The sequence below is a fragment of the Pseudomonas sp. MWU12-3103b genome, from assembly GCF_023100615.1.
In the GTDB taxonomy this organism is placed as follows: Bacteria; Pseudomonadota; Gammaproteobacteria; order Pseudomonadales; family Pseudomonadaceae; genus Aquipseudomonas; species Aquipseudomonas putida_A.
In genome coordinates this window covers 66268-85405 of the sequence record NZ_JALMEY010000023.1, presented here as the reverse complement: position 1 = coordinate 85405, position 19138 = coordinate 66268, and the positions used below count along the sequence as shown (strand labels likewise).

General features: G+C 60.9%; 18 protein-coding genes. 11 read left to right on the top strand and 7 right to left on the bottom strand.

What is annotated here, in order from left to right; translation table 11 throughout:
- Nucleotides 1-229 precede the first annotated feature (229 nt).
- From M0808_RS26860 to M0808_RS26850, 3 genes are all read left to right on the top strand, one after another.
- Nucleotides 230-700 (top strand): nuclear transport factor 2 family protein, encoded by a 471-nt coding sequence (locus tag M0808_RS26860; RefSeq protein WP_247843048.1) that lies wholly within the window; start codon nt 230-232, stop codon nt 698-700.
- 39 nt (nt 701-739) lie between these two features.
- Nucleotides 740-1042: a GIY-YIG nuclease family protein gene (locus M0808_RS26855; RefSeq protein ID WP_115986582.1), complete on the top strand. Its 303-nt coding sequence runs from the start codon at nt 740-742 to the stop codon at nt 1040-1042.
- A gap of 84 nt (nt 1043-1126) precedes the next feature.
- Nucleotides 1127-2062, top strand: a complete 936-nt coding sequence (locus M0808_RS26850; protein ID WP_115988154.1) for a glutathione S-transferase family protein — start codon at nt 1127-1129, stop codon at nt 2060-2062.
- Nucleotides 2063-2227: 165 nt separating this feature from the next.
- Here the strand turns inward: M0808_RS26850 and M0808_RS26845 are convergent, their stop codons facing one another.
- Together M0808_RS26845 and yejK are read right to left on the bottom strand one after the other, a co-directional pair.
- Nucleotides 2228-2578 carry a glutaredoxin family protein gene (locus tag M0808_RS26845; RefSeq protein ID WP_223008431.1) on the bottom strand — a complete coding sequence of 117 codons (351 nt, stop codon included), beginning with the start codon at nt 2576-2578 and terminating at the stop codon, nt 2228-2230.
- A complete protein-coding gene (gene yejK / locus M0808_RS26840; RefSeq protein ID WP_003221908.1) occupies nt 2578-3582 on the bottom strand; it encodes a nucleoid-associated protein YejK in 1005 nt (334 codons plus the stop codon). The genes M0808_RS26845 and yejK overlap by 1 nt, the downstream gene beginning before the upstream one ends.
- 395 nt (nt 3583-3977) lie before the next feature.
- Here yejK and M0808_RS26835 point away from each other — a divergent pair, with 395 nt between their 5' ends.
- Nucleotides 3978-4259 carry an HU family DNA-binding protein gene (locus M0808_RS26835; RefSeq protein ID WP_003221909.1) on the top strand — a complete coding sequence of 94 codons (282 nt, stop codon included), beginning with the start codon at nt 3978-3980 and terminating at the stop codon, nt 4257-4259.
- A 225-nt stretch (nt 4260-4484) separates the two neighbouring features.
- Here M0808_RS26835 and rlmF read toward each other — a convergent pair whose 3' ends face one another.
- The 5 genes from rlmF to M0808_RS26810 all read right to left on the bottom strand — a co-directional run bounded on the left by rlmF (nt 4485) and on the right by M0808_RS26810 (nt 11161).
- Nucleotides 4485-5504 (bottom strand): 23S rRNA (adenine(1618)-N(6))-methyltransferase RlmF, encoded by a 1020-nt coding sequence (gene rlmF, locus M0808_RS26830; RefSeq protein ID WP_139053792.1) that lies wholly within the window; start codon nt 5502-5504, stop codon nt 4485-4487.
- A gap of 234 nt (nt 5505-5738) precedes the next feature.
- Entirely contained in the window at nt 5739-8585 is a 2847-nt protein-coding gene (locus tag M0808_RS26825) for a valine--tRNA ligase (RefSeq protein ID WP_098967335.1), read from the bottom strand.
- A gap of 200 nt (nt 8586-8785) precedes the next feature.
- Entirely contained in the window at nt 8786-9172 is a 387-nt protein-coding gene (locus M0808_RS26820) for a DNA polymerase III subunit chi (RefSeq protein WP_097086346.1), read from the bottom strand.
- 8 nt (nt 9173-9180) lie between these two features.
- The gene (locus M0808_RS26815; protein ID WP_247843047.1) at nt 9181-9609 is read right to left on the bottom strand and encodes a DNA polymerase III subunit chi; all 429 of its coding nucleotides are present in this window, start codon (nt 9607-9609) and stop codon (nt 9181-9183) included.
- Between the two features lie 61 nt (nt 9610-9670).
- Nucleotides 9671-11161: a leucyl aminopeptidase gene (locus M0808_RS26810; RefSeq protein WP_027610952.1), complete on the bottom strand. Its 1491-nt coding sequence runs from the start codon at nt 11159-11161 to the stop codon at nt 9671-9673.
- A gap of 308 nt (nt 11162-11469) precedes the next feature.
- On the opposite strand from M0808_RS26810, the gene lptF reads away from it, so the two are divergent.
- The 7 genes from lptF to recO all read left to right on the top strand — a co-directional run bounded on the left by lptF (nt 11470) and on the right by recO (nt 19106).
- Nucleotides 11470-12591 carry an LPS export ABC transporter permease LptF gene (gene lptF, locus M0808_RS26805; protein WP_098967341.1) on the top strand — a complete coding sequence of 374 codons (1122 nt, stop codon included), beginning with the start codon at nt 11470-11472 and terminating at the stop codon, nt 12589-12591.
- Entirely contained in the window at nt 12584-13645 is a 1062-nt protein-coding gene (gene lptG, locus M0808_RS26800) for an LPS export ABC transporter permease LptG (RefSeq protein ID WP_150370323.1), read from the top strand. Before lptF ends, lptG begins: the two co-directional genes overlap by 8 nt.
- Nucleotides 13646-13817: 172 nt before the next feature.
- Entirely contained in the window at nt 13818-15614 is a 1797-nt protein-coding gene (gene lepA / locus M0808_RS26795; RefSeq protein WP_003221926.1) for a translation elongation factor 4, read from the top strand.
- A 9-nt stretch (nt 15615-15623) separates the two neighbouring features.
- Nucleotides 15624-16478: a signal peptidase I gene (gene lepB / locus M0808_RS26790; RefSeq protein WP_247843046.1), complete on the top strand. Its 855-nt coding sequence runs from the start codon at nt 15624-15626 to the stop codon at nt 16476-16478.
- 183 nt (nt 16479-16661) lie between these two features.
- Complete coding sequence (rnc, locus tag M0808_RS26785; protein WP_024011703.1) at nt 16662-17351, top strand: ribonuclease III; 690 nt, start codon at nt 16662-16664, stop codon at nt 17349-17351.
- A complete protein-coding gene (gene era / locus M0808_RS26780; protein WP_003221935.1) occupies nt 17344-18246 on the top strand; it encodes a GTPase Era in 903 nt (300 codons plus the stop codon). The genes rnc and era overlap by 8 nt, the downstream gene beginning before the upstream one ends.
- Nucleotides 18247-18416: 170 nt before the next feature.
- Nucleotides 18417-19106: a DNA repair protein RecO gene (gene recO / locus M0808_RS26775; protein WP_007965159.1), complete on the top strand. Its 690-nt coding sequence runs from the start codon at nt 18417-18419 to the stop codon at nt 19104-19106.
- Nucleotides 19107-19138: the final 32 nt, after the last annotated feature.

Below are 19138 nucleotides of genomic sequence, written 5' to 3'. Positions count from 1 at the left end.
TTGCTCGCCCACCCCTTCAAGTCTAAACATACAAGCGAGCTTGCTCGCGAAGACGGTGGTCCAGGCACAGATCATGTTGAATGTGCCGGCCTCTTCGCGAGCAAGCTCGCTCCCACAGTTTTTGCGGTGCTTTAAATCTTGCGGGGTATTCGCTCTGCGAATGCCGATAGTGTTTCTGCGATTTGCAGCTTATCGTGCTGGCAATCTGTCCATTTCCCGGAGTTTGCCCATGAGCGAAGCCCACGCCGCCCTGATCACCCGCTTCTACCAGGCCTTCCAGCGCCTCGACGCCGACGCCATGGCCGCCTGCTATACCGACGATGTGGTGTTCAGCGATCCGGCCTTCGGTGAACTGCGCGGGCGCGATGCCGGCGACATGTGGCGCATGCTCACCACCCGCGCCAAGGACTTCTCCCTGACCTTCAACAATGTCCGCGCCGACGAGCGCAGCGGCGGCGCGCACTGGGTGGCGACTTACCTGTTCAGCCAGACCGGCAACGTGGTGATCAACGATATACAGGCGCGCTTCGTCTTTCGTGACGGCAAGATCTGCGAGCACCACGACCACTTCGACCTGTGGCGCTGGTCGCGGCAGGCGTTGGGTTTCAAAGGCTTGCTGCTGGGCTGGACGCCGCTGGTGCGCAACGCCGTCCGTGCGCAGGCGCTGAAAGGGCTGAAGGCATTTCAGGCCGGTCGCTGATAAGATCGCGGCCTGTTTCCTACACATCCAGATCCCGAAGTGACCAGCCTCAGCGAAAAACCGGTTGAAGTCGTCGAGCCAGTGAGCAAGTCCTGGTTCGTCTACCTCGTGCGCGCGGCCAACGGTTCGCTGTACTGCGGGATCAGCGACGACCCGGTGCGCCGCTTCGCCAAGCATCAGAGCGGCAAGGGCGCGCGCTTCTTCCTGTCCAGCCCGGCGATGGCGCTGGTCTACACCGAACGTTGCCGCGACAAGAGCGATGCGTTGCGTCAGGAACGCTTGATCAAGAAGCTGCGCAAGAGCGCCAAGGAATGCCTGGTCGCGTCTTATCAATCTGACTGATTGGTTCTCATCAGGCAGATCTGTAGGCTGCTAATCAAATGCACGCTAAGCTGCCGACTCACTTTCTGTGCGGCGGAGCCGAGCATGTCCGAGTTGATTCTGCATCATTACCCGACCTCTCCATTTGCCGAAAAGGCTCGTCTGCTGTTGGGCTTCAAAGGCTTGTCCTGGCGCTCGGTGCACATCTCGCCAGTGATGCCCAAGCCGGATCTGACTGCGCTCACTGGCGGCTACCGCAAGACCCCGGTGTTGCAGATCGGCGCCGACATCTATTGCGACACATCGTTGATTGCCCGTCGTCTGGAGCAGGAAAAAGCCCTGCCGGCGTTTTTCCCGGAAGGCCAGGAAATGACCAGCGCCAGCTTCGCCGCGTGGGCGGATTCGGTGGTGTTCCAGCATGCGGTCAGCCTGGTGTTCCAGCCGGAATCGGTCGCGGTGCGCTTCGGCAAGTTGCCGCCGGAAGCGATCAAGGCCTTTATCGCTGACCGTGCCGGGCTGTTCAGTGGCGGCAGCGCCACGCGGCTGTCGGCCGAACAGGCCAAGCATCAATGGCCAACGCTCATGGCGCGGCTGGAGCAGCAGTTGCAGCGCGAGCAGGGCGACTTCCTGTTCGGTGAACCGTCGATTGCCGACTTCGCCCTGGCGCATCCGCTGTGGTTCCTCAAGGCGACGCACGTCACTGCGCCGTTGGTCGATGAATATCCGGCCGTGACTGCCTGGCTGGGGCGTGTGCTGGGCTTTGGTCATGGTGCCGCGAGTGAGATGACTGCCGAGGAGGCGCTGGAAGTCGCGCGCAGTTCGACGCCGGCGGCGCTGCCGGATGAGCAGTTTGTCGATCCGAACGGTTTCAAGGCCGGGCAGCAAGTGGCGATTGCCGCGACAGATTACGGGGTTGATCCGGTGGTGGGTGAGTTGCTGTTTGCTGGCCGCGAAGAGCTGATCCTGCGCCGCGAAGACCCGCGTGGCGGCGTGGTGCACGTGCACTTCCCGCGCTTTGGATTCCGCATCGAAGCTCGCTGATCAGCAAGTAGCCTCTGCTTGAGGGGAGGGGCGCAATTGTGGTGAGGGGATTTATCCCCGATGGGGCGCGAAGCGCCCCCAAAAAACTGCACGCTTTACCATGCAGATTTTGCGACGGCTTCGCCGCCGATCGGGGATAAATCCCCTCACCACAGAGGAGCTGTGTTATTTCAGGGCAGCGAGAATTTCGTCCGGGTCGAATCCGCGAATCAACGTGCCATTCACGTCGATCAACGGAATCCCGCGCCCGCCCAGTGCCTCATACGCCTTGCGCGCCTCGGCGTCCTTCTCGATGTCGAATTCCTTGAAAGGAATCCCCTTGCTGTCGAGAAAGCGCCTGGTCTGTTTGCAGTAGCCGCACCAGTCGGTGGCATACAGCACGACACGGGCCTGCGCTCGCGTCTGCTCAGAGACCATCTGCGACGGGTTGAACACCCGCTCGATCTTGCCCCAGTTCTGATAGATCACCACCACCAGCAGAACCAGCGCGACCTTCTTCAGTACATTGCCGAGCATCAGTTGCGGCGCTTGAGCTGATCAGTGAGCGAGGTCGGCAGGCCCTTGATGATCAGGGTGCCAGCCTCTTCGTCGTACTCGATCTTCGAGCCCAGCAGGTGCGCTTCAAAGCTGATCGACAGGCCTTCGGCGCGGCCGGTGAAGCGGCGGAACTGGTTAAGGGTGCGTTTGTCCGCCGGAATCTCCGGCGACAGACCGTAGTCCTTGTTGCGGATGTGGTCGTAAAAGGCTTTCGGCCGTTCTTCATCGATCAGCTCCGACAGCTCTTCCAGGCCCATCGGCTCGCCGAGCTTGGCCTGGCTGCTGGCGTAATCGACCAGGGTCTTGGTTTTTTCGCGGGCGGAGTCTTCCGGCAGGTCTTCGCTTTCGACGAAGTCGCTGAAGGCCTTGAGCAGGGTGCGGGTCTCGCCCGGGCCATCGACGCCTTCCTGGCAGCCGATGAAGTCGCGGAAATACTCCGAAACCTTCTTGCCGTTCTTGCCCTTGATAAACGAGATGTACTGCTTGGATTGCTTGTTGTTCTGCCACTCGGAGACGTTGATCCGCGCCGCCAGATGCAGCTGGCCGAGGTCGAGGTGACGCGACGGCGTCACGTCCAGCTCATCGGTCACCGCCACGCCTTCGCTGTGGTGCAGCAGGGCGATCGCCAGGTAGTCGGTCATGCCTTGCTGATAGTGGGCGAACAGCACGTGGCCACCGACCGACAGGTTCGACTCTTCCATCAACTTCTGCAGATGCTCGACCGCGACTTTGCTGAACGCGGCGAAGTCCTTGCCACCGTCCATGTATTCCTTCAGCCAGCCGCTGAACGGGAACGCACCGGATTCCGGATGGAACAGGCCCCAGGCTTTGCCCTGTTTGGCGTTGTAGCTCTCGTTGAGGTCGGCGAGCATGTTCTCGATGGCCGCGGACTCAGCCAGTTCGGAGTCACGGGCGTGCAGAACTGCGGGCGTGCCGTCGGGTTTTTTGTCGATCAGGTGGACGATGCAATGACGGATCGGCATGGGCTTCTCGGCTGGTGGAAGGGAGGAGGGCAGGCTCCCCCGAAAAAGCGCCCAGTGTACCGCAACCACTGGTTTTGGCGCGGGGTGAAGGGCAAATCCAGGGCGGGTGGGTGCCCTTATGCAGTTTTTTACCGATTTAGAGCAATAAACCTGACCAAATGGGTAGCTAGAGGCGGATATTTCCCCGTCTCTGTGCTAGTTTTGCCCGGTCTTACGCGAAGTCACTGCGTTAAGCGTGCAATCAGCATTTGTCAGGTCGAACCAAACCCTGATTTCGGCATCTATAACCCGACTCGTCGTGGTTATCGCCGAGGGTGCCAGATCCAGAAGATCGGGCTCGATGGCTGACACTGCACTCTGCAATCCATATGAATTTGATAGGGAAGGAACACTACATGGCTCTTACTAAAGACCAACTGATCGCCGACATCGCTGAAGCTATCGACGCGCCGAAAACCACCGCGCGTAACGCTCTGGACCAACTGGGCCAAATCGTTGCCGATCAGCTGGAAAACGGCGGCGAAATCACCTTGCCAGGTATCGGCAAGCTGAAAGTGACCGAGCGTCCTGCCCGCACTGGCCGTAACCCTTCGACTGGCGCTGCCATCGAAATCCCTGCCAAGAAAGTGATCAAGCTGGTTGTGGCCAAAGGCCTGACCGACGCTGTGAACAAGTAAGACGCAGCGATAAAAAAACCGTGCACCGGAGCGATCCGGGCACGGTTTTTTTGTGTCTGCGATTTGATGGCCGACTCCTGAGCACCATATGCCATTGTGGGAGCGAGCTTGCTCGCGAAGGCAGTGTGTCAGTCAAAGTTGAATTGACAGATGCGCCGCATTCGTCGGAGCGCCGCCCGGAGCAAGCTCGCTCCCACAATTGATTGGTGTCCGGCGATGCAATGTTTAGCGAACCCAGCGCTCGCGCCGCCAGATCTGCTGCTCGGACTTGGTCTGGAAAGTCCACGCCACGAAGCGGCTCTGTTTCTGCCCTTGCGACATCTCCACCACCTGGCTTTCCAGCACGCCGGCCTTTTTCAGCGCGGTTTCGATGGCAGGCAGGTTCGAGGCTTTCGACACCAGGGTGCTGAACCACAGCACCTTGTGCTGGAAGTTCGCGCTCTCGGCGATCAGTTGCGTCACGAAACGCGCTTCACCGCCCTCACACCACAGCTCGGCCGACTGACCACCGAAGTTCAGCACCGGCAGTTTGCGTTTCGGATCGGCCTTGCCCAGTGCGCGCCATTTGCGCTCGCTGCCCTTGGTCGCTTCCTCCATTGAAGCGTGGAACGGCGGGTTGCACATGGTCAGGTCAAAGCGCTCGCCCGGCTCCAGCAAGCCGATCAGGATGTGCTTGCGGTTTTCCTGCTGGCGCAGCTGGATCACCTTGTTCAGCCCGTTGGACTGGACGATGGCCTTCGCGGCAGCCACTGCGGTCGGATCGATTTCCGAACCGAGGAAGTGCCAGCGGTATTCGCTGTTACCGATCAGCGGATAAACGCAGTTGGCGCCCATGCCGATATCCAGCACGTTGACGATCGCACCGCGCGGAACCTTGCCGTCGTTCATGCTGGCCAGCAGGTCGGCGAGGAAGTGCACGTAATCGGCACGGCCCGGGACCGGTGGGCACAGATAATCTGCCGGGATGTCCCAATGTTCGATGCCATAGAACGCCTTGAGCAGCGCCCGGTTGAACACCCGCACCGCGTCGGGGCTGGCGAAGTCGATGCTTTCCTTGCCGTACGGGTTGGTGATCACGAATTTCGCCAGTTCCGGCGTGGTCTTGATCAGCGCCGGGAAGTCGTAGCGACCCTGGTGGCGATTGCGCGGGTGCAGGCTGGCCTTTTCACGCGGCTCGACGGCTTTGGCCGGGGTCGCGGCATCAGGCTTCTTGCGCGCAGGTTTGGGTGTGCGGGGGGCGTTCATGGGTGTGATCGATTCGGGTATGGCTGAAAGTGGCGGGTATTGTCCCACATCTAAAGGCAACACCGTTCAAACTGTGGGAGCGGGCTTGCTCGCGAAAGTGGTGTGTCCGCCAACACATAGGTTGAATGACACACCGCATTCGCGAGCAAGCCCGCTCCCACAGGGGATTTGTAGCGATTCTTGAATAAAAAAGGGAGGCCGTTGCGGGCCTCCCTTTTTCATTGCGGCTTGCCCTTACAGGCTGGAAATCCGCGCGTGCTGCTCGGCCAGTTTGCCCAGGGCCTGTTCAGCCTCGGCCAGTTTGGCGCGTTCCTTCTCGATGACTTCGGCCGGGGCCTTGTCGACGAAACCGGCGTTGGACAACTTGCCACCAACCCGCTGGACTTCGCCCTGCAGACGCAGGATTTCCTTGTCCAGACGTGCCAGCTCGGCGCCCTTGTCGATCAGGCCGGCCATCGGCACCAGCACTTCCATCTCACCCACCAGAGCGGTGGCGGACAGCGGCGCTTCTTCGCCAGCCGCCAGAACGGTGATCGATTCCAGACGCGCCAGTTTCTTCAGCAGCGCTTCGTTCTCGGTCAGGCGACGCTGATCTTCAGCGCTGACGTTCTTCAGGTAGATCGGCAGCGGTTTGCCCGGGCCGATGTTCATCTCGCCACGGATGTTGCGCGTGCCGAGCATCAGGCCCTTGAGCCACTCGATGTCATCTTCGGCGGCCGGATCGATGCGCTCCTCGTTGGCCACCGGCCAGGGCTGCAGCATGATCGTCTTGCCCTGAATACCGGCCAGCGGCGCGATGCGCTGCCAGATTTCTTCAGTGATGAACGGCATGAACGGGTGCGCCAGACGCAGCGCCACTTCCAGTACGCGCACCAGCGTGCGACGGGTGCCGCGCTGACGCTCGACCGGCGCGTTTTCGTCCCACAGCACTGGCTTGGACAGTTCCAGGTACCAGTCGCAGTATTGGTTCCAGATGAACTCGTACAGCGCTTGCGCGGCGAGGTCGAAACGGAACTGATCCAGTTGACGGGTCACTTCGGCTTCGGTGCGCTGCAGTTGCGAGATGATCCAGCGATCGGCCAGCGACAGCTCGTAGGCTTCGCCGTTCTGGCCGCAGTCTTCGCCCTTGTCCAGAACATAACGCGCGGCGTTCCAGATCTTGTTGCAGAAGTTGCGATAGCCTTCGACGCGGCCCATGTCGAACTTGATGTCGCGACCGGTCGAGGCCAGCGAGCAGAAGGTGAAACGCAGGGCGTCGGTGCCGTAGCTGGCGATGCCGTCGGCGAACTCGTCGCGGGTCTGCTTCTCGATCTTCTTCGCCAGTTTCGGCTGCATCATGCCGGAGGTGCGTTTCTGCACCAGGGCTTCCAGCTCGATACCGTCGATGATGTCCAGCGGGTCCAGGACGTTGCCCTTGGACTTGGACATCTTCTGGCCCTGGCCATCACGCACCAGACCGTGCACGTAAACGGTCTTGAACGGTACTTGCGGGGTGCCGTCCTCGTTCTTGATCAGGTGCATCGTCAGCATGATCATCCGGGCAACCCAGAAGAAAATGATGTCGAAGCCGGTGACCAGCACGTCGGTGGAGTGGAATTTTTTCAGGAACTCGGTCTTTTCCGGCCAGCCGAGGGTGGAGAAGGTCCACAGGCCCGAGCTGAACCAGGTGTCGAGCACGTCGTTGTCCTGTTGCAGCGCAACGTCCGGGCCGAGGTTGTGCTTGGCACGCACTTCGGCTTCGTCGCGACCGACGTAGACCTTGCCCGACTCGTCGTACCAGGCCGGAATCCGATGGCCCCACCACAGCTGACGGCTGATGCACCAGTCCTGGATGTCGCGCATCCACGAGAAGTACATGTTTTCGTACTGCTTCGGCACGAACTGGATACGGCCGTCTTCAACGGCAGCAATCGCCGGTTCAGCCAGCGGTTTGGTCGACACGTACCACTGGTCGGTCAGCCACGGCTCGATGACGGTACCGGAACGGTCGCCTTTCGGCACTTTCAGGTTGTGATCGTCGACGCTGACCAGCAGGCCGGCGGCGTCGAACGCCGCGACGATCTGCTTGCGCGCTTCGAAACGCTCGAGACCGGCGTACTGGGCCGGGATCTGGCCATCGATGCTGTCGTTCAACGTGCCGTCGAGGTTGAACACCTGGGCGGCGGGCAGCACGTTGGCGTTCTTGTCGAAGATGTTCAGCAGCGGCAGGTTGTGGCGCTTGCCGACTTCGTAGTCGTTGAAGTCGTGGGCCGGGGTGATCTTCACGCAGCCGGTGCCGAATTCTGGATCGCAGTAATCGTCGGCGATGATCGGGATGCGGCGGCCAACCAGTGGCAGCTCGACAAATTTGCCGATCAGGGCTTTGTAGCGTTCGTCGTTCGGGTTAACCGCGACGGCGGAGTCGCCGAGCATGGTTTCCGGACGGGTGGTCGCGACGATCAGGAAATTGTTGCCTTCAGCGGTTTTCGCGCCGTCGGCCAGCGGGTACTTGAGGTTCCACAGGAAACCTTTCTCGTCGTGGTTTTCCACTTCGAGGTCGGAAATCGCCGTGTGCAACTTGGTGTCCCAGTTGACCAGACGCTTGCCGCGGTAGATCAGGCCGTCTTCGTGCAGGCGTACGAAGGCTTCTTTAACCGCTTCCGAGAGACCGTCGTCCATGGTGAAGCGCTCGCGGCTCCAGTCCACGGACGAACCGAGGCGACGGATCTGGCGGCTGATGTTGCCGCCGGACTGATCCTTCCACTCCCAGACTTTCTCGAGGAATTTCTCGCGGCCCAGGTCGTGGCGGTTCTGGCCGGTGGCTTCCAGTTGACGCTCCACCAGCATCTGCGTGGCGATACCGGCGTGGTCGGTGCCCGGCTGCCACAGGGTGTTGCGACCCTGCATGCGGCGGAAACGGATCAGGGCGTCCATGATCGCGTTGTTGAAACCGTGACCCATGTGCAGGCTGCCGGTGACGTTTGGCGGCGGGATCATGATGGTGTAGGAATCGCCCGCGCCTTGCGGTGCGAAATAGTTCTCGGACTCCCAGGTGTTGTACCAGGAAGTTTCAATGGCGTGCGGCTGGTAGGTCTTATCCATGCGCGGCGGGACCCTATTGGCATTTATTCAGGAAAAGCCGGGAAGTATAGCGGGGCATGGGGCCGAGGGCGAGCGGGGGAGGTAGTGCGCGGTTCAAATGTGGGAGCGGGCTTGCTCGCGAATTCGGTGTGTCAGCCAGCGATGATGGTGCCTGACATACCGCATTCGCGAGCAAGCCCGCTCCCACAGGGGATTTGTGGTTATTCGTATTGGCTCAAAAGCCGTTCCATCCGCGCCTCGAGGCGGCGTTTGATTTCGGTTTCGATGTGCGGCGCGAAGTCGTCGATCACGTCCTGCATGATCAATTGCGCGGCGGCGCGCAGTTCGCTATCGAGGTGCAGAAGGGCGTCCGGGCCTTTATCCACAGGTGCGGCAGCAGGTGCCGGGGCCGGAGCAGGTGGCGGTTCGATGGTCGGCGGCGTGGCGTCGACGGCCTCGAACAGCATCGGAATCTGTTCCTGTTCGCCGTCCTCGACCGTGTCGGTCAGCAAGGGCGGTTGCAGGTTGTCATCGCCAAGCAACTGGCGGATCGACTCGAGATCGTCCAGCAGGTGCGCAGGCTTTTGCAGCGGTTTTGGAGTGTCCATCGGCGTACTCAGAGTCGCTGTAAACGGTGGTCTTGCAGAGGATAGCCCTGTTCGCGGTAGAAACGGAAACTCTCCCGTGCCGCCGCGCGAATCGTCGGATCTTCCACCACCACTTCCGCCACGCGGGCGAATTGGCTGGCGAAAGCCGGGACTTTCAGGTCGAGGTTGACCAGCAGATCTTGATGCTCGCCGCAGTCAGCGCCCAGTCCCAGCACGATCAAACCATCCGGCTCGCTCTCGGCAGGGCCGTGCGGCACGAACGTTTCGCCCTTGAACGCCCACAGGCGCGCATCGAGATCGTCACGCTGAGCAGCATCGCTGCAATGCAGGTAGATGCGGTGGCCCATGCGCCAGGCTTTCTCGGTGAGCTTGCAGGCAAAGTCCAGACGAGCCGAAGGATCGGCGCTGGGCAGGATATAGAAGTCGACTTTGGTCATCGCGGTTCCCTGAGCCTTGAGCGGCGTCACCGCAAAGTGACGCCGCCCAGGTTCATCGGTTTCAGGCCTTGGCGCGGTCCAGCAGGTATTGGGTCAGCAGCGGAACCGGGCGGCCGGTGGCGCCCTTGTCCTTGCCGCCGCTGGTCCACGCGGTGCCCGCGATGTCCAGGTGCGCCCAGTTGAGGTTCTTGGTGAAGCGCGACAGGAAGCACGCGGCGGTGATGGTGCCGGCCTTCGGCCCGCCAATGTTGGCGATGTCGGCGAACGGGCTGTCCAGTTGCTCCTGGTATTCGTCGAACAGCGGCAGTTGCCAGGCGCGGTCGTCAGCAGCTTTGCCGGCGCTGAGCAGTTGCTCGATCAGCTCGTCGTTGTTGCCCAGCAAACCAGACGTGTGTGCACCGAGTGCAACCACGCAGGCACCGGTCAGGGTGGCGATGTCGATCACTGCTTGCGGCTTGAAGCGCTCGGAGTAGGTCAGGGCGTCGCACAGCACCAGACGGCCTTCGGCGTCGGTGTTGAGGATTTCCACGGTCTGGCCGCTCATGGTGGTGACGATGTCGCCCGGACGCGAGGCGTTGCCGCTCGGCATGTTTTCGGCGCAGGCGAGGATGCACACCAGGTTGATCGGCAGCTTCAGCTCAAGCACCGCACGCAGGGTACCGAACACGGAGGCCGCGCCGCCCATGTCGTACTTCATTTCGTCCATGCCGGCGCCAGGCTTGAGGCTGATGCCGCCGGTGTCGAAGGTGATGCCTTTGCCGACCAGCGCGTAAGGCTTCTCGGACTTCTTGCCACCGTTGTATTGCATGACGATCAGGCGCGGCGGTTGGGCGCTGCCTTGGCCGACGGCGTAGAACGAGCCCATGCCCAGGGATTTGATCTTCTTCTCGTCGAGGACTTCGACTTTCAGATCCTTGAACTCTTTGCCGAGGTTCTTGGCTTGCTCGCCGAGGAAGGTCGGGTGGCAGATGTTCGGCGGCAGGTTGCCCAGATTACGGGTGAAGGCCATGCCGTTGGCGATCGCGGTGGCATGGTTCACGGCGCGCTGCACTTCAGCCTGAGCAGCCTTGATGGTCAGCAGGGTGATTTTTTTCAGGGCGCGCGGTTCGGCTTTCTGGCTCTTGAACTGGTCGAAGGTGTATTCGCCGTCCACCAGGGTTTCCGCCAGCAGACGGGTCTTGCCGTAGCTGTCGCGGTTCTTGACGATGATTTCATCCAGGGCCAGCACGGCATCGCTGCCACCCAGACCTTTCAGGGTATTGAGGATGCCAGCCACGATTTTACGGAACGGACGGTCGCCCAGTTCTTCATCCTTGCCCACGCCGACCAGCAGCACGCGCTCGGCTTTCAGGTTCGGCAGGCTGTGCAGCAGCAGGCTCTGACCGACCTTGCCGGCCAGATCGCCACGCTTGAGCACGGCGCTGATCGCGCCACCGCTCAGCTCGTCGACCTGTCTGGCGGCGACGCCGAGTTTGCGGCCTTCGCCGACGGCAACCACCAGGGTGGCGGTTTTCAACGTTTCTGGGCTAACGCTTTTTACAACCAGTTCCATGTCCGGATCCCTGAATGAATGGTCAACACACAGGCGTTCGACGGTGTCCGCAGTCGCCTGCTTATAGATAGAAGAGGCGCAGGTCTGTGCCTGCGACGAAGGCGGCAGTTTGAACCTCGCTCACCGCGCCTGACAACCCTCGGTTGTGCGATCTTCAACGGAATCTACGCTTGGGTGAGTGTGCGCAGTGACAGGCGCCCTCAATCACAGGATAATGCCGCATCTTTTTTCGACGGCTCTGCCTTGCGGGTCGCTCGAAACATTTGCTTGTTTGGCCGCCTTAGCCTGACAACCCTGGAGTGTCTGGTTTGATCGTCTTCCGTTATCTGTCCCGTGAAGTGATGTTGACCCTGAGCGCCGTCAGCGCCGTGCTGCTGGTCATCATCATGAGCGGTCGCTTCATCAAATACCTTGCCCAGGCCGCTGCGGGCCAACTCGATCCGGGATCGCTGTTCCTGATCATGGGTTACCGTCTGCCGGGTTTCATGCAACTGATCCTGCCGTTGGGTCTGTTTCTCGGGATCCTGCTGGCTTACGGCCGGTTGTACCTCGAAAGCGAAATGACCGTGCTCTCGGCCACCGGCATGAGTCAGCAGCGTCTGCTGCGCATGACCCTGTTCCCGGCAACGCTGGTGGCACTGGTGGTGGCGTGGCTGAGCCTGAGTCTGGCCCCGCAGGGCGCCAACCAGTTCCAGCTGCTGCTGAACAAGCAGGACGCCCTGACCGAATTCGATACCCTCGAACCTGGCCGTTTCCAGGCGTTGCGTGACGGCACTCGGGTGACCTACACCGAAAGCCTGACCGACGATCGCGTCAACCTCGGTGGCGTGTTCATCTCGCAGAAAAACCTCGGCTCCGATCAGAAGGACCGCGGGATTTCCGTGCTGGTGGCCGAAAAAGGCCGCCAGGAAGTTCACTCGGACGGCAACCGCTATCTGATCCTGCACAACGGCTATCGCTATGACGGCAGCCCGGGTCAGGCCGATTACCGCGCGATCAAATACGACACCTACGGCGTATTGCTGCCAAAACCTGATGCCAGTGACGAAGTCACCGACCGTGACGCGATCCCGACTTCGACCCTGCTGGGCGCCGACGACGAGCGTTCCAAGGCCGAACTGCAATGGCGGATTTCCCTGCCGTTGCTGGTGTTCATCGTGACCCTGATGGCGGTGCCGCTGTCGCGGGTCAATCCGCGTCAGGGCCGTTTCCTGAAGCTGCTGCCGGCGATTCTTCTTTATATGGCTTACCTGACCATCCTGATTGCCGCCCGCGGCGCCCTCGAAAAAGGCAAGATCCCGCCGGCCCTTGGCCTGTGGTGGGTGCACGGGATCTTCCTGGTCATCGGTCTCGGCCTGCTGTACTGGGAGCCGATGCGTCTGAAGCTGGCCAGCCGTCGCAGCGCTGCGCTGGAGGTGGCCCGTGGTTAAACTCGACCGCTACATCGGCAGCAGCGTATTCGTGGCGATCATCGCCGTGCTGGCGATCATTCTGGGTCTGGCGACCCTGTTTGCCTTCATCGACGAGATGAGCGACGTCAGCGATACCTACACGCTGGCCGACGTGCTGAGCTTCGTCCTGCTCACCGCGCCGCGTCGCCTGTACGAAATGCTGCCGATGGCCGCGCTGATCGGCTGTCTGATCGGCCTTGGCAGTCTGGCCAGCAGCAGCGAGCTGACGGTCATGCGTGCCGCGGGTGTGTCCATCGGGCGCATCGTCTGGGCCGTCATGAAGCCAATGCTGGTGTTGATGCTGGCCGGCGTACTGATCGGCGAATACGTGGCGCCAGCCACCGAAAGCATGGCCCAGGCCAATCGCTCGCTGGCGCAAGGCAGCGGCGACGCGCAGAGCGCCAAGCACGGCATGTGGCACCGTCAGGGTGAGGAATTCATCCATATCAACGCCGTGCAACCCGACGGCCTGTTGTATGGGGTGACCCGCTATCACTTCGACAAAGAGCGCCACCTGCTCAGCTCCAGCTTCGCCAAGCGTGCGGAGTTCGACGGCAAGCGCTGGCTGCTCAGCGACGTGACCACCACGGTGTTCCACGAGCGCAGCACCGAAGTGGTGAATGCGCCGAGCGAGGAGTGGGACGTGTCGCTGAGCCCGCAATTGCTCAACACGGTGGTGATGGCGCCTGAGTCGCTGTCGATTTCCGGTCTGTGGGGCTACATCCACTATCTGGCGGATCAGGGCCTGAGCAACGGCCGCTACTGGCTGGCATTTTGGGTCAAGGTGTTGCAGCCGCTGGTCACCGCCGCGCTGGTGCTGATGGCGATCTCCTTCATCTTCGGTCCGTTGCGTTCGGTCACCCTCGGTCAGCGAGTGTTCACTGGTGTGCTGGTGGGCTTCACCTTCCGCATCGTCCAGGATCTGCTTGGCCCTTCGAGCCTGGTGTTCGGTTTCTCGCCGCTGTTCGCGGTGCTGGTGCCGGCCACGGTCTGTGCGCTGGCGGGTGTCTGGTTGCTGCGACGGGCCGGTTGATGGCCGCGTTGTTGCCAACGCTTTAACCGCGAAAACGCCTCGGTCGACAGATCGGGGCGTTTTCGTATGCAATCGGGGTGACAGGCGAACGTGACGCTTGCGCCGTGTATCAGGTACAATTCCCGGCTATTTTTCGGCGGGCCAAGCCTGCAGCCTTTTTGAGTGTTGATCCGTGAGTGATTTGAGTCATATCCGCAATTTCTCCATCATCGCCCACATTGACCATGGCAAGTCGACGCTGGCTGACCGTTTCATCCAGATGTGCGGTGGCCTGGCCGAGCGTGAAATGGAGGCCCAGGTACTGGATTCCATGGATCTGGAGCGCGAACGCGGGATCACCATCAAGGCCCACAGCGTTACCCTCTATTACAAAGCCAAAGATGGCGTCACCTACCAGCTGAACTTCATTGACACCCCGGGCCACGTCGACTTCACCTACGAAGTCAGCCGTTCCCTGGCCGCGTGTGAAGGTGCGTTGCTGGTGGTCGATGCCGGTCAGGGTGTTGAAGCCCAGTCCGTGGCCAACTGCTACACCGCCATCGAGCAGGGCCTCGAGGTCATGCCGGTGCTGAACAAGATCGACCTGCCCCAGGCCGAGCCGGACCGCGTCAAGGACGAGATCGAGAAGATCATCGGCATCGACGCCACCGACGCCGTCACCTGCAGCGCCAAGACCGGCCTGGGTGTCGACGAAGTGCTCGAGCGTCTGGTCGCGACCATTCCTGCGCCGACCGGCAACATCGAAGATCCGCTGCAAGCGCTGATCATCGACTCCTGGTTCGACAACTACCTGGGCGTTGTCTCCTTGGTGCGCGTGCGTCATGGCCGCGTGAAGAAGGGCGACAAGATCCTGGTGAAATCCACCGGCAAGATCCACCTGGTCGACAGCGTTGGTGTATTCAATCCGAAGCACACTGCTACCGCTGACCTCAAGGCTGGCGAAGTGGGCTTCATCATCGCCAGCATCAAGGACATTCACGGTGCACCGGTCGGTGACACCCTGACCCTGAGCTCGACCCCGGATGTGCCGGTTCTGCCCGGCTTCAAACGCATCCAGCCACAGGTTTACGCCGGTCTGTTCCCGGTCAGCTCCGACGACTTCGAGGACTTCCGCGAAGCGCTGCAGAAACTGACCCTGAACGACTCGTCGCTGCAGTACACCCCGGAAAGCTCCGACGCACTGGGCTTCGGCTTCCGTTGCGGGTTCCTCGGCATGCTGCACATGGAGATCATCCAGGAGCGCCTCGAGCGCGAATACGACCTGGATCTGATCACCACCGCGCCAACGGTAATTTTCGAGCTGGTGCTGAAAACCGGTGAAACGATTTACGTCGACAACCCATCCAAGCTTCCGGATGTGTCGGCCATCGAAGACATGCGCGAGCCGATCGTGCGGGCCAACATTCTGGTTCCGCAGGAACACCTGGGTAACGTCATCACCCTGTGCATCGAGAAACGCGGCGTACAGGTCGACATGCTGTTCCTCGGCAATCAGGTCCAGGTGACCTACGACCTGCCGATGAACGAAGTGGTCCTGGACTTCTTCGACCGTCTCAAATCCACCAGCCGCGGCTATGCTTCGCTGGATTACCATTTCGATCGTTACCAATCGGCTAATCTGGTGAAGCTGGACGTGCTGATCAACGGTGACAAGGTCGATGCGCTGGCGTTGATCGTGCACCGTGACAATTCGCACTTCAAAGGTCGCCAGTTGACCGAGAAGATGAAGGAACTGATTCCTCGTCAGATGTTCGACGTGGCGATCCAGGCGGCCATTGGCGGTCAGATCGTTGCCCGGACAACCGTCAAGGCACTCAGAAAGAACGTATTGGCCAAATGCTACGGCGGTGACGTAAGCCGTAAGAAAAAGCTGCTTGAAAAGCAAAAGGCCGGTAAGAAACGCATGAAGCAGGTCGGCAACGTGGAAATTCCACAAGAAGCCTTCCTTGCCGTGCTCAGGTTGGAATAGTCAGGTCCTATGTCACTAAATTTCCCGCTGTTGCTGGTCATCGCCGTGTTCGTCTGCGGCCTGTTGGCGTTGTTCGATCTGCTGTTCCTGGCGCCGCGTCGGCGTGCTGCCATTGCCTCTTATCAAGGCAGTGTCAGCCAGCCCGAGCCCGTGGTGGTCGAGAAGCTGAACAAAGAGCCGTTGCTGGTTGAATACGGCAAGTCGTTCTTTCCGGTGCTGTTCATCGTGCTGGTGCTGCGTTCGTTCCTGGTGGAACCGTTCCAGATTCCATCCGGCTCGATGAAACCGACCCTGGACGTGGGCGACTTCATTCTGGTGAACAAGTTTTCTTACGGGATCCGCCTGCCGGTGATCGACAAGAAAATCATCGAAGTCGGTGATCCGCAGCGTGGCGATGTGATGGTGTTCCGCTACCCGAGCGACCCGAACGTCAACTACATCAAGCGTGTAGTCGGCCTGCCGGGGGACACGGTGCGTTACACCGCCGACAAGCGTCTGTTGGTCAATGGCGAGTCGATTGCCGAGCAACTGGTCGGCTCCGAGCCGGGCACGCTGGGCAGCGCGGAGCTCTACAAGGAAAAACTCGGCGCTGCCGAGCACCTGATCCGCAAGGAAATGAGCCGCTACCGTGCTACCCCGGACCATACCTGGACCGTGCCGGCCGGCCATTACTTCATGATGGGCGACAACCGCGACAACTCCAACGACAGTCGCTACTGGGATGACCCGAACATTCCCAAGGATCTGCTGGGCATGGTTCCCGACCAGAATATCGTCGGCAAAGCCTTCGCTGTCTGGATGAGCTGGCCGGAACCGAAACTCAGCCACCTGCCGAATTTCTCGCGGGTTGGCCTGATCAAGTAATCAATCACGGCGCTGTTGACCACAGCGCCGAATGCATTTCTGGAGTCGACACAAATCGGCACCAGGGCATGAAGCCACGATATTCAGGACGTCATTTTTGAACACAGCGTTAATTGTCCCAGGCCTGCGCCGTACCCCGGCGATGGCAGTGGAATCCAGCCACGAACTCAGCGTGGGTAAACCGTGAGCGTTTCTCTAAGCCGTCTCGAGCGCCAGCTCGGTTACACCTTCAAGGATCAGGAGCTGATGCTGCTGGCCCTCACGCACCGCAGCTTTGCCGGGCGTAATAACGAACGCCTGGAATTCCTCGGCGATGCCATCCTCAACTTCGTCGCCGGCGAGGCGCTGTTCGATCGCTTCCCGCTGGCCCGCGAAGGCCAGTTGTCGCGTTTGCGCGCACGTCTGGTGAAGGGTGAGACACTGGCGGTGCTGGCCCGTGGTTTCGACCTGGGCGACTACCTGCGTCTGGGCTCGGGCGAACTGAAAAGCGGTGGCTTCCGTCGCGAATCGATTCTGGCCGATGCCCTCGAAGCGCTGATCGGCGCGATTTACCTCGACGCCGGCATGGACGTCGCCCGCGAACGCGTACTGGCCTGGCTGGCCGGTGAGTTCGAAGGCCTGACGCTGGTCGACACCAACAAGGATCCCAAGACCCGTCTGCAGGAACACCTGCAATCGCGCGGTTGCGAACTGCCACGCTACGAAGTGGTGGATATCCAGGGTGAGCCGCACTGCCGTACCTTCTTCGTCGAGTGCGAAGTGGTCTTATTGAATGAAAAAAGTCGAGGTCAGGGTGTGAGCCGTCGTATTGCCGAACAGGTAGCGGCCGCCGCAGCACTGATTGCCCTGGGCGTGGAGAATGGCAATGACTGATACAAACGCAACTCGCTGTGGCTACGTTGCCATCGTCGGCCGTCCCAACGTCGGCAAGTCGACGTTGCTCAACCACATCCTCGGCCAGAAACTGGCGATCACCTCGCGCAAGCCGCAGACCACCCGCCACAACATGCTCGGGATCAAGACCGAGGGTGACGTGCAGGCGATCTACGTCGACACCCCCGGCATGCACAAGGGTGGCGAAAAGGCCCTGAACCGCTACATGAACAAAACCGCTTCGGCAGCGTTGAAAGACGTCGACGTGGTGATCTTCGTGGTTGACCGCACCAAATGGACCGAAGAAGACCAGATGGTCCTGGAGCGCGTGCAGTACGTGACCGGCCCGCTGATCGTCGCACTGAACAAGACCGACCGCATCGAAGACAAGGCCGAGCTGATGCCGCACCTGTCGTGGTTGCAGGAACAGCTGCCGAACGCACAGATCATCCCGATTTCCGCGCAACACGGGCACAACCTCGACGCGCTGGAAAAGGTCATCGCCGATCATCTGCCGGAGAACGATCACTTCTTCCCGGAAGACCAGATCACCGACCGCAGCAGCCGTTTCCTCGCCGCCGAACTGGTGCGCGAGAAAATCATGCGCCAGATGGGCGCCGAGCTGCCGTACCAGATCACCGTCGAGATCGAAGAGTTCAAGCAGCAGGGCAAGACCCTGCATATCCACGCGCTGATCCTCGTCGAGCGTGACGGCCAGAAGAAAATCATCATTGGCGACAAGGGCGAGCGCATCAAGCGCATCGGCACCGAGGCGCGCAAGGACATGGAGCTGCTGTTCGACTCCAAGATCATGCTCAACCTGTGGGTCAAGGTGAAGGGCGGCTGGTCCGACGACGAGCGTGCACTGCGTTCGCTGGGTTACGGCGACCTGTAAGCAGCGGTTTTCCGAGACACCGGAGAACCCCCTGTGGGAGCGGGCTTGCTCGCGAATGCGGTGTAGCATTCAGCATTGATGTTGACTGTTACACCGCATTCGCGAGCAAGCCCGCTCCCACATTTGGTTTTGGGTTGTTTACAAAACCGCGTTTCTTCATCGAGAACTCCATGTCGCAAACCCCACCTCCCGCCCAGCTCGCCTACGTCCTGCATTCGCGCGCTTACCGCGAAACCAGCGCGCTAGTCGACTTCCTCACGCCGCAAGGGCGGCTGCGGGCGGTGTTGCGCAGTGCGCGGGGCAAGGCCGGGACACTGGCGCGACCGTTCGTGCCGCTGGAAGTCGAGTTTCGTGGCAAGGGTGAACTGAAGAATGTCGGGCGCATGGAAAGTGCCGGCAACGCGACCTGGATGGTCGGTGAGGCGCTGTTCAGTGGCCTCTATCTCAATGAGCTGCTGATCCGCCTGCTGCCTGCCGAAGACCCGCACCCGGCGGTGTTCGACCATTACGCTGCAACACTGCTGGCCTTGGCCGAAGGTCGCCCGCTGGAGCCGTTGTTGCGCTCGTTCGAATGGCGCCTGCTGGACGATCTCGGTTACGGCTTCTCCCTGAATACCGATATCCACAGCGAACCGGTCGCGCCGGACGGTCTCTATCGTCTGCAAGTGGACGCCGGACTTGAGCGGGTGTTTCTGTTGCAGCCGGGCCTGTTCAACGGCACCGAACTGCTGGCCATGGCCGAAGCCGACTGGACCGCTCCCGGCGCACTGTCTGCCGCCAAGCGTCTGATGCGTCAGGCACTGGCCGTGCACTTGGGCGGTCGCCCCCTCGTCAGCCGCGAGCTATTTCGCAAGCCCTGATATGCTGTGCGCCGAATCTTTCCCTTCAGGAG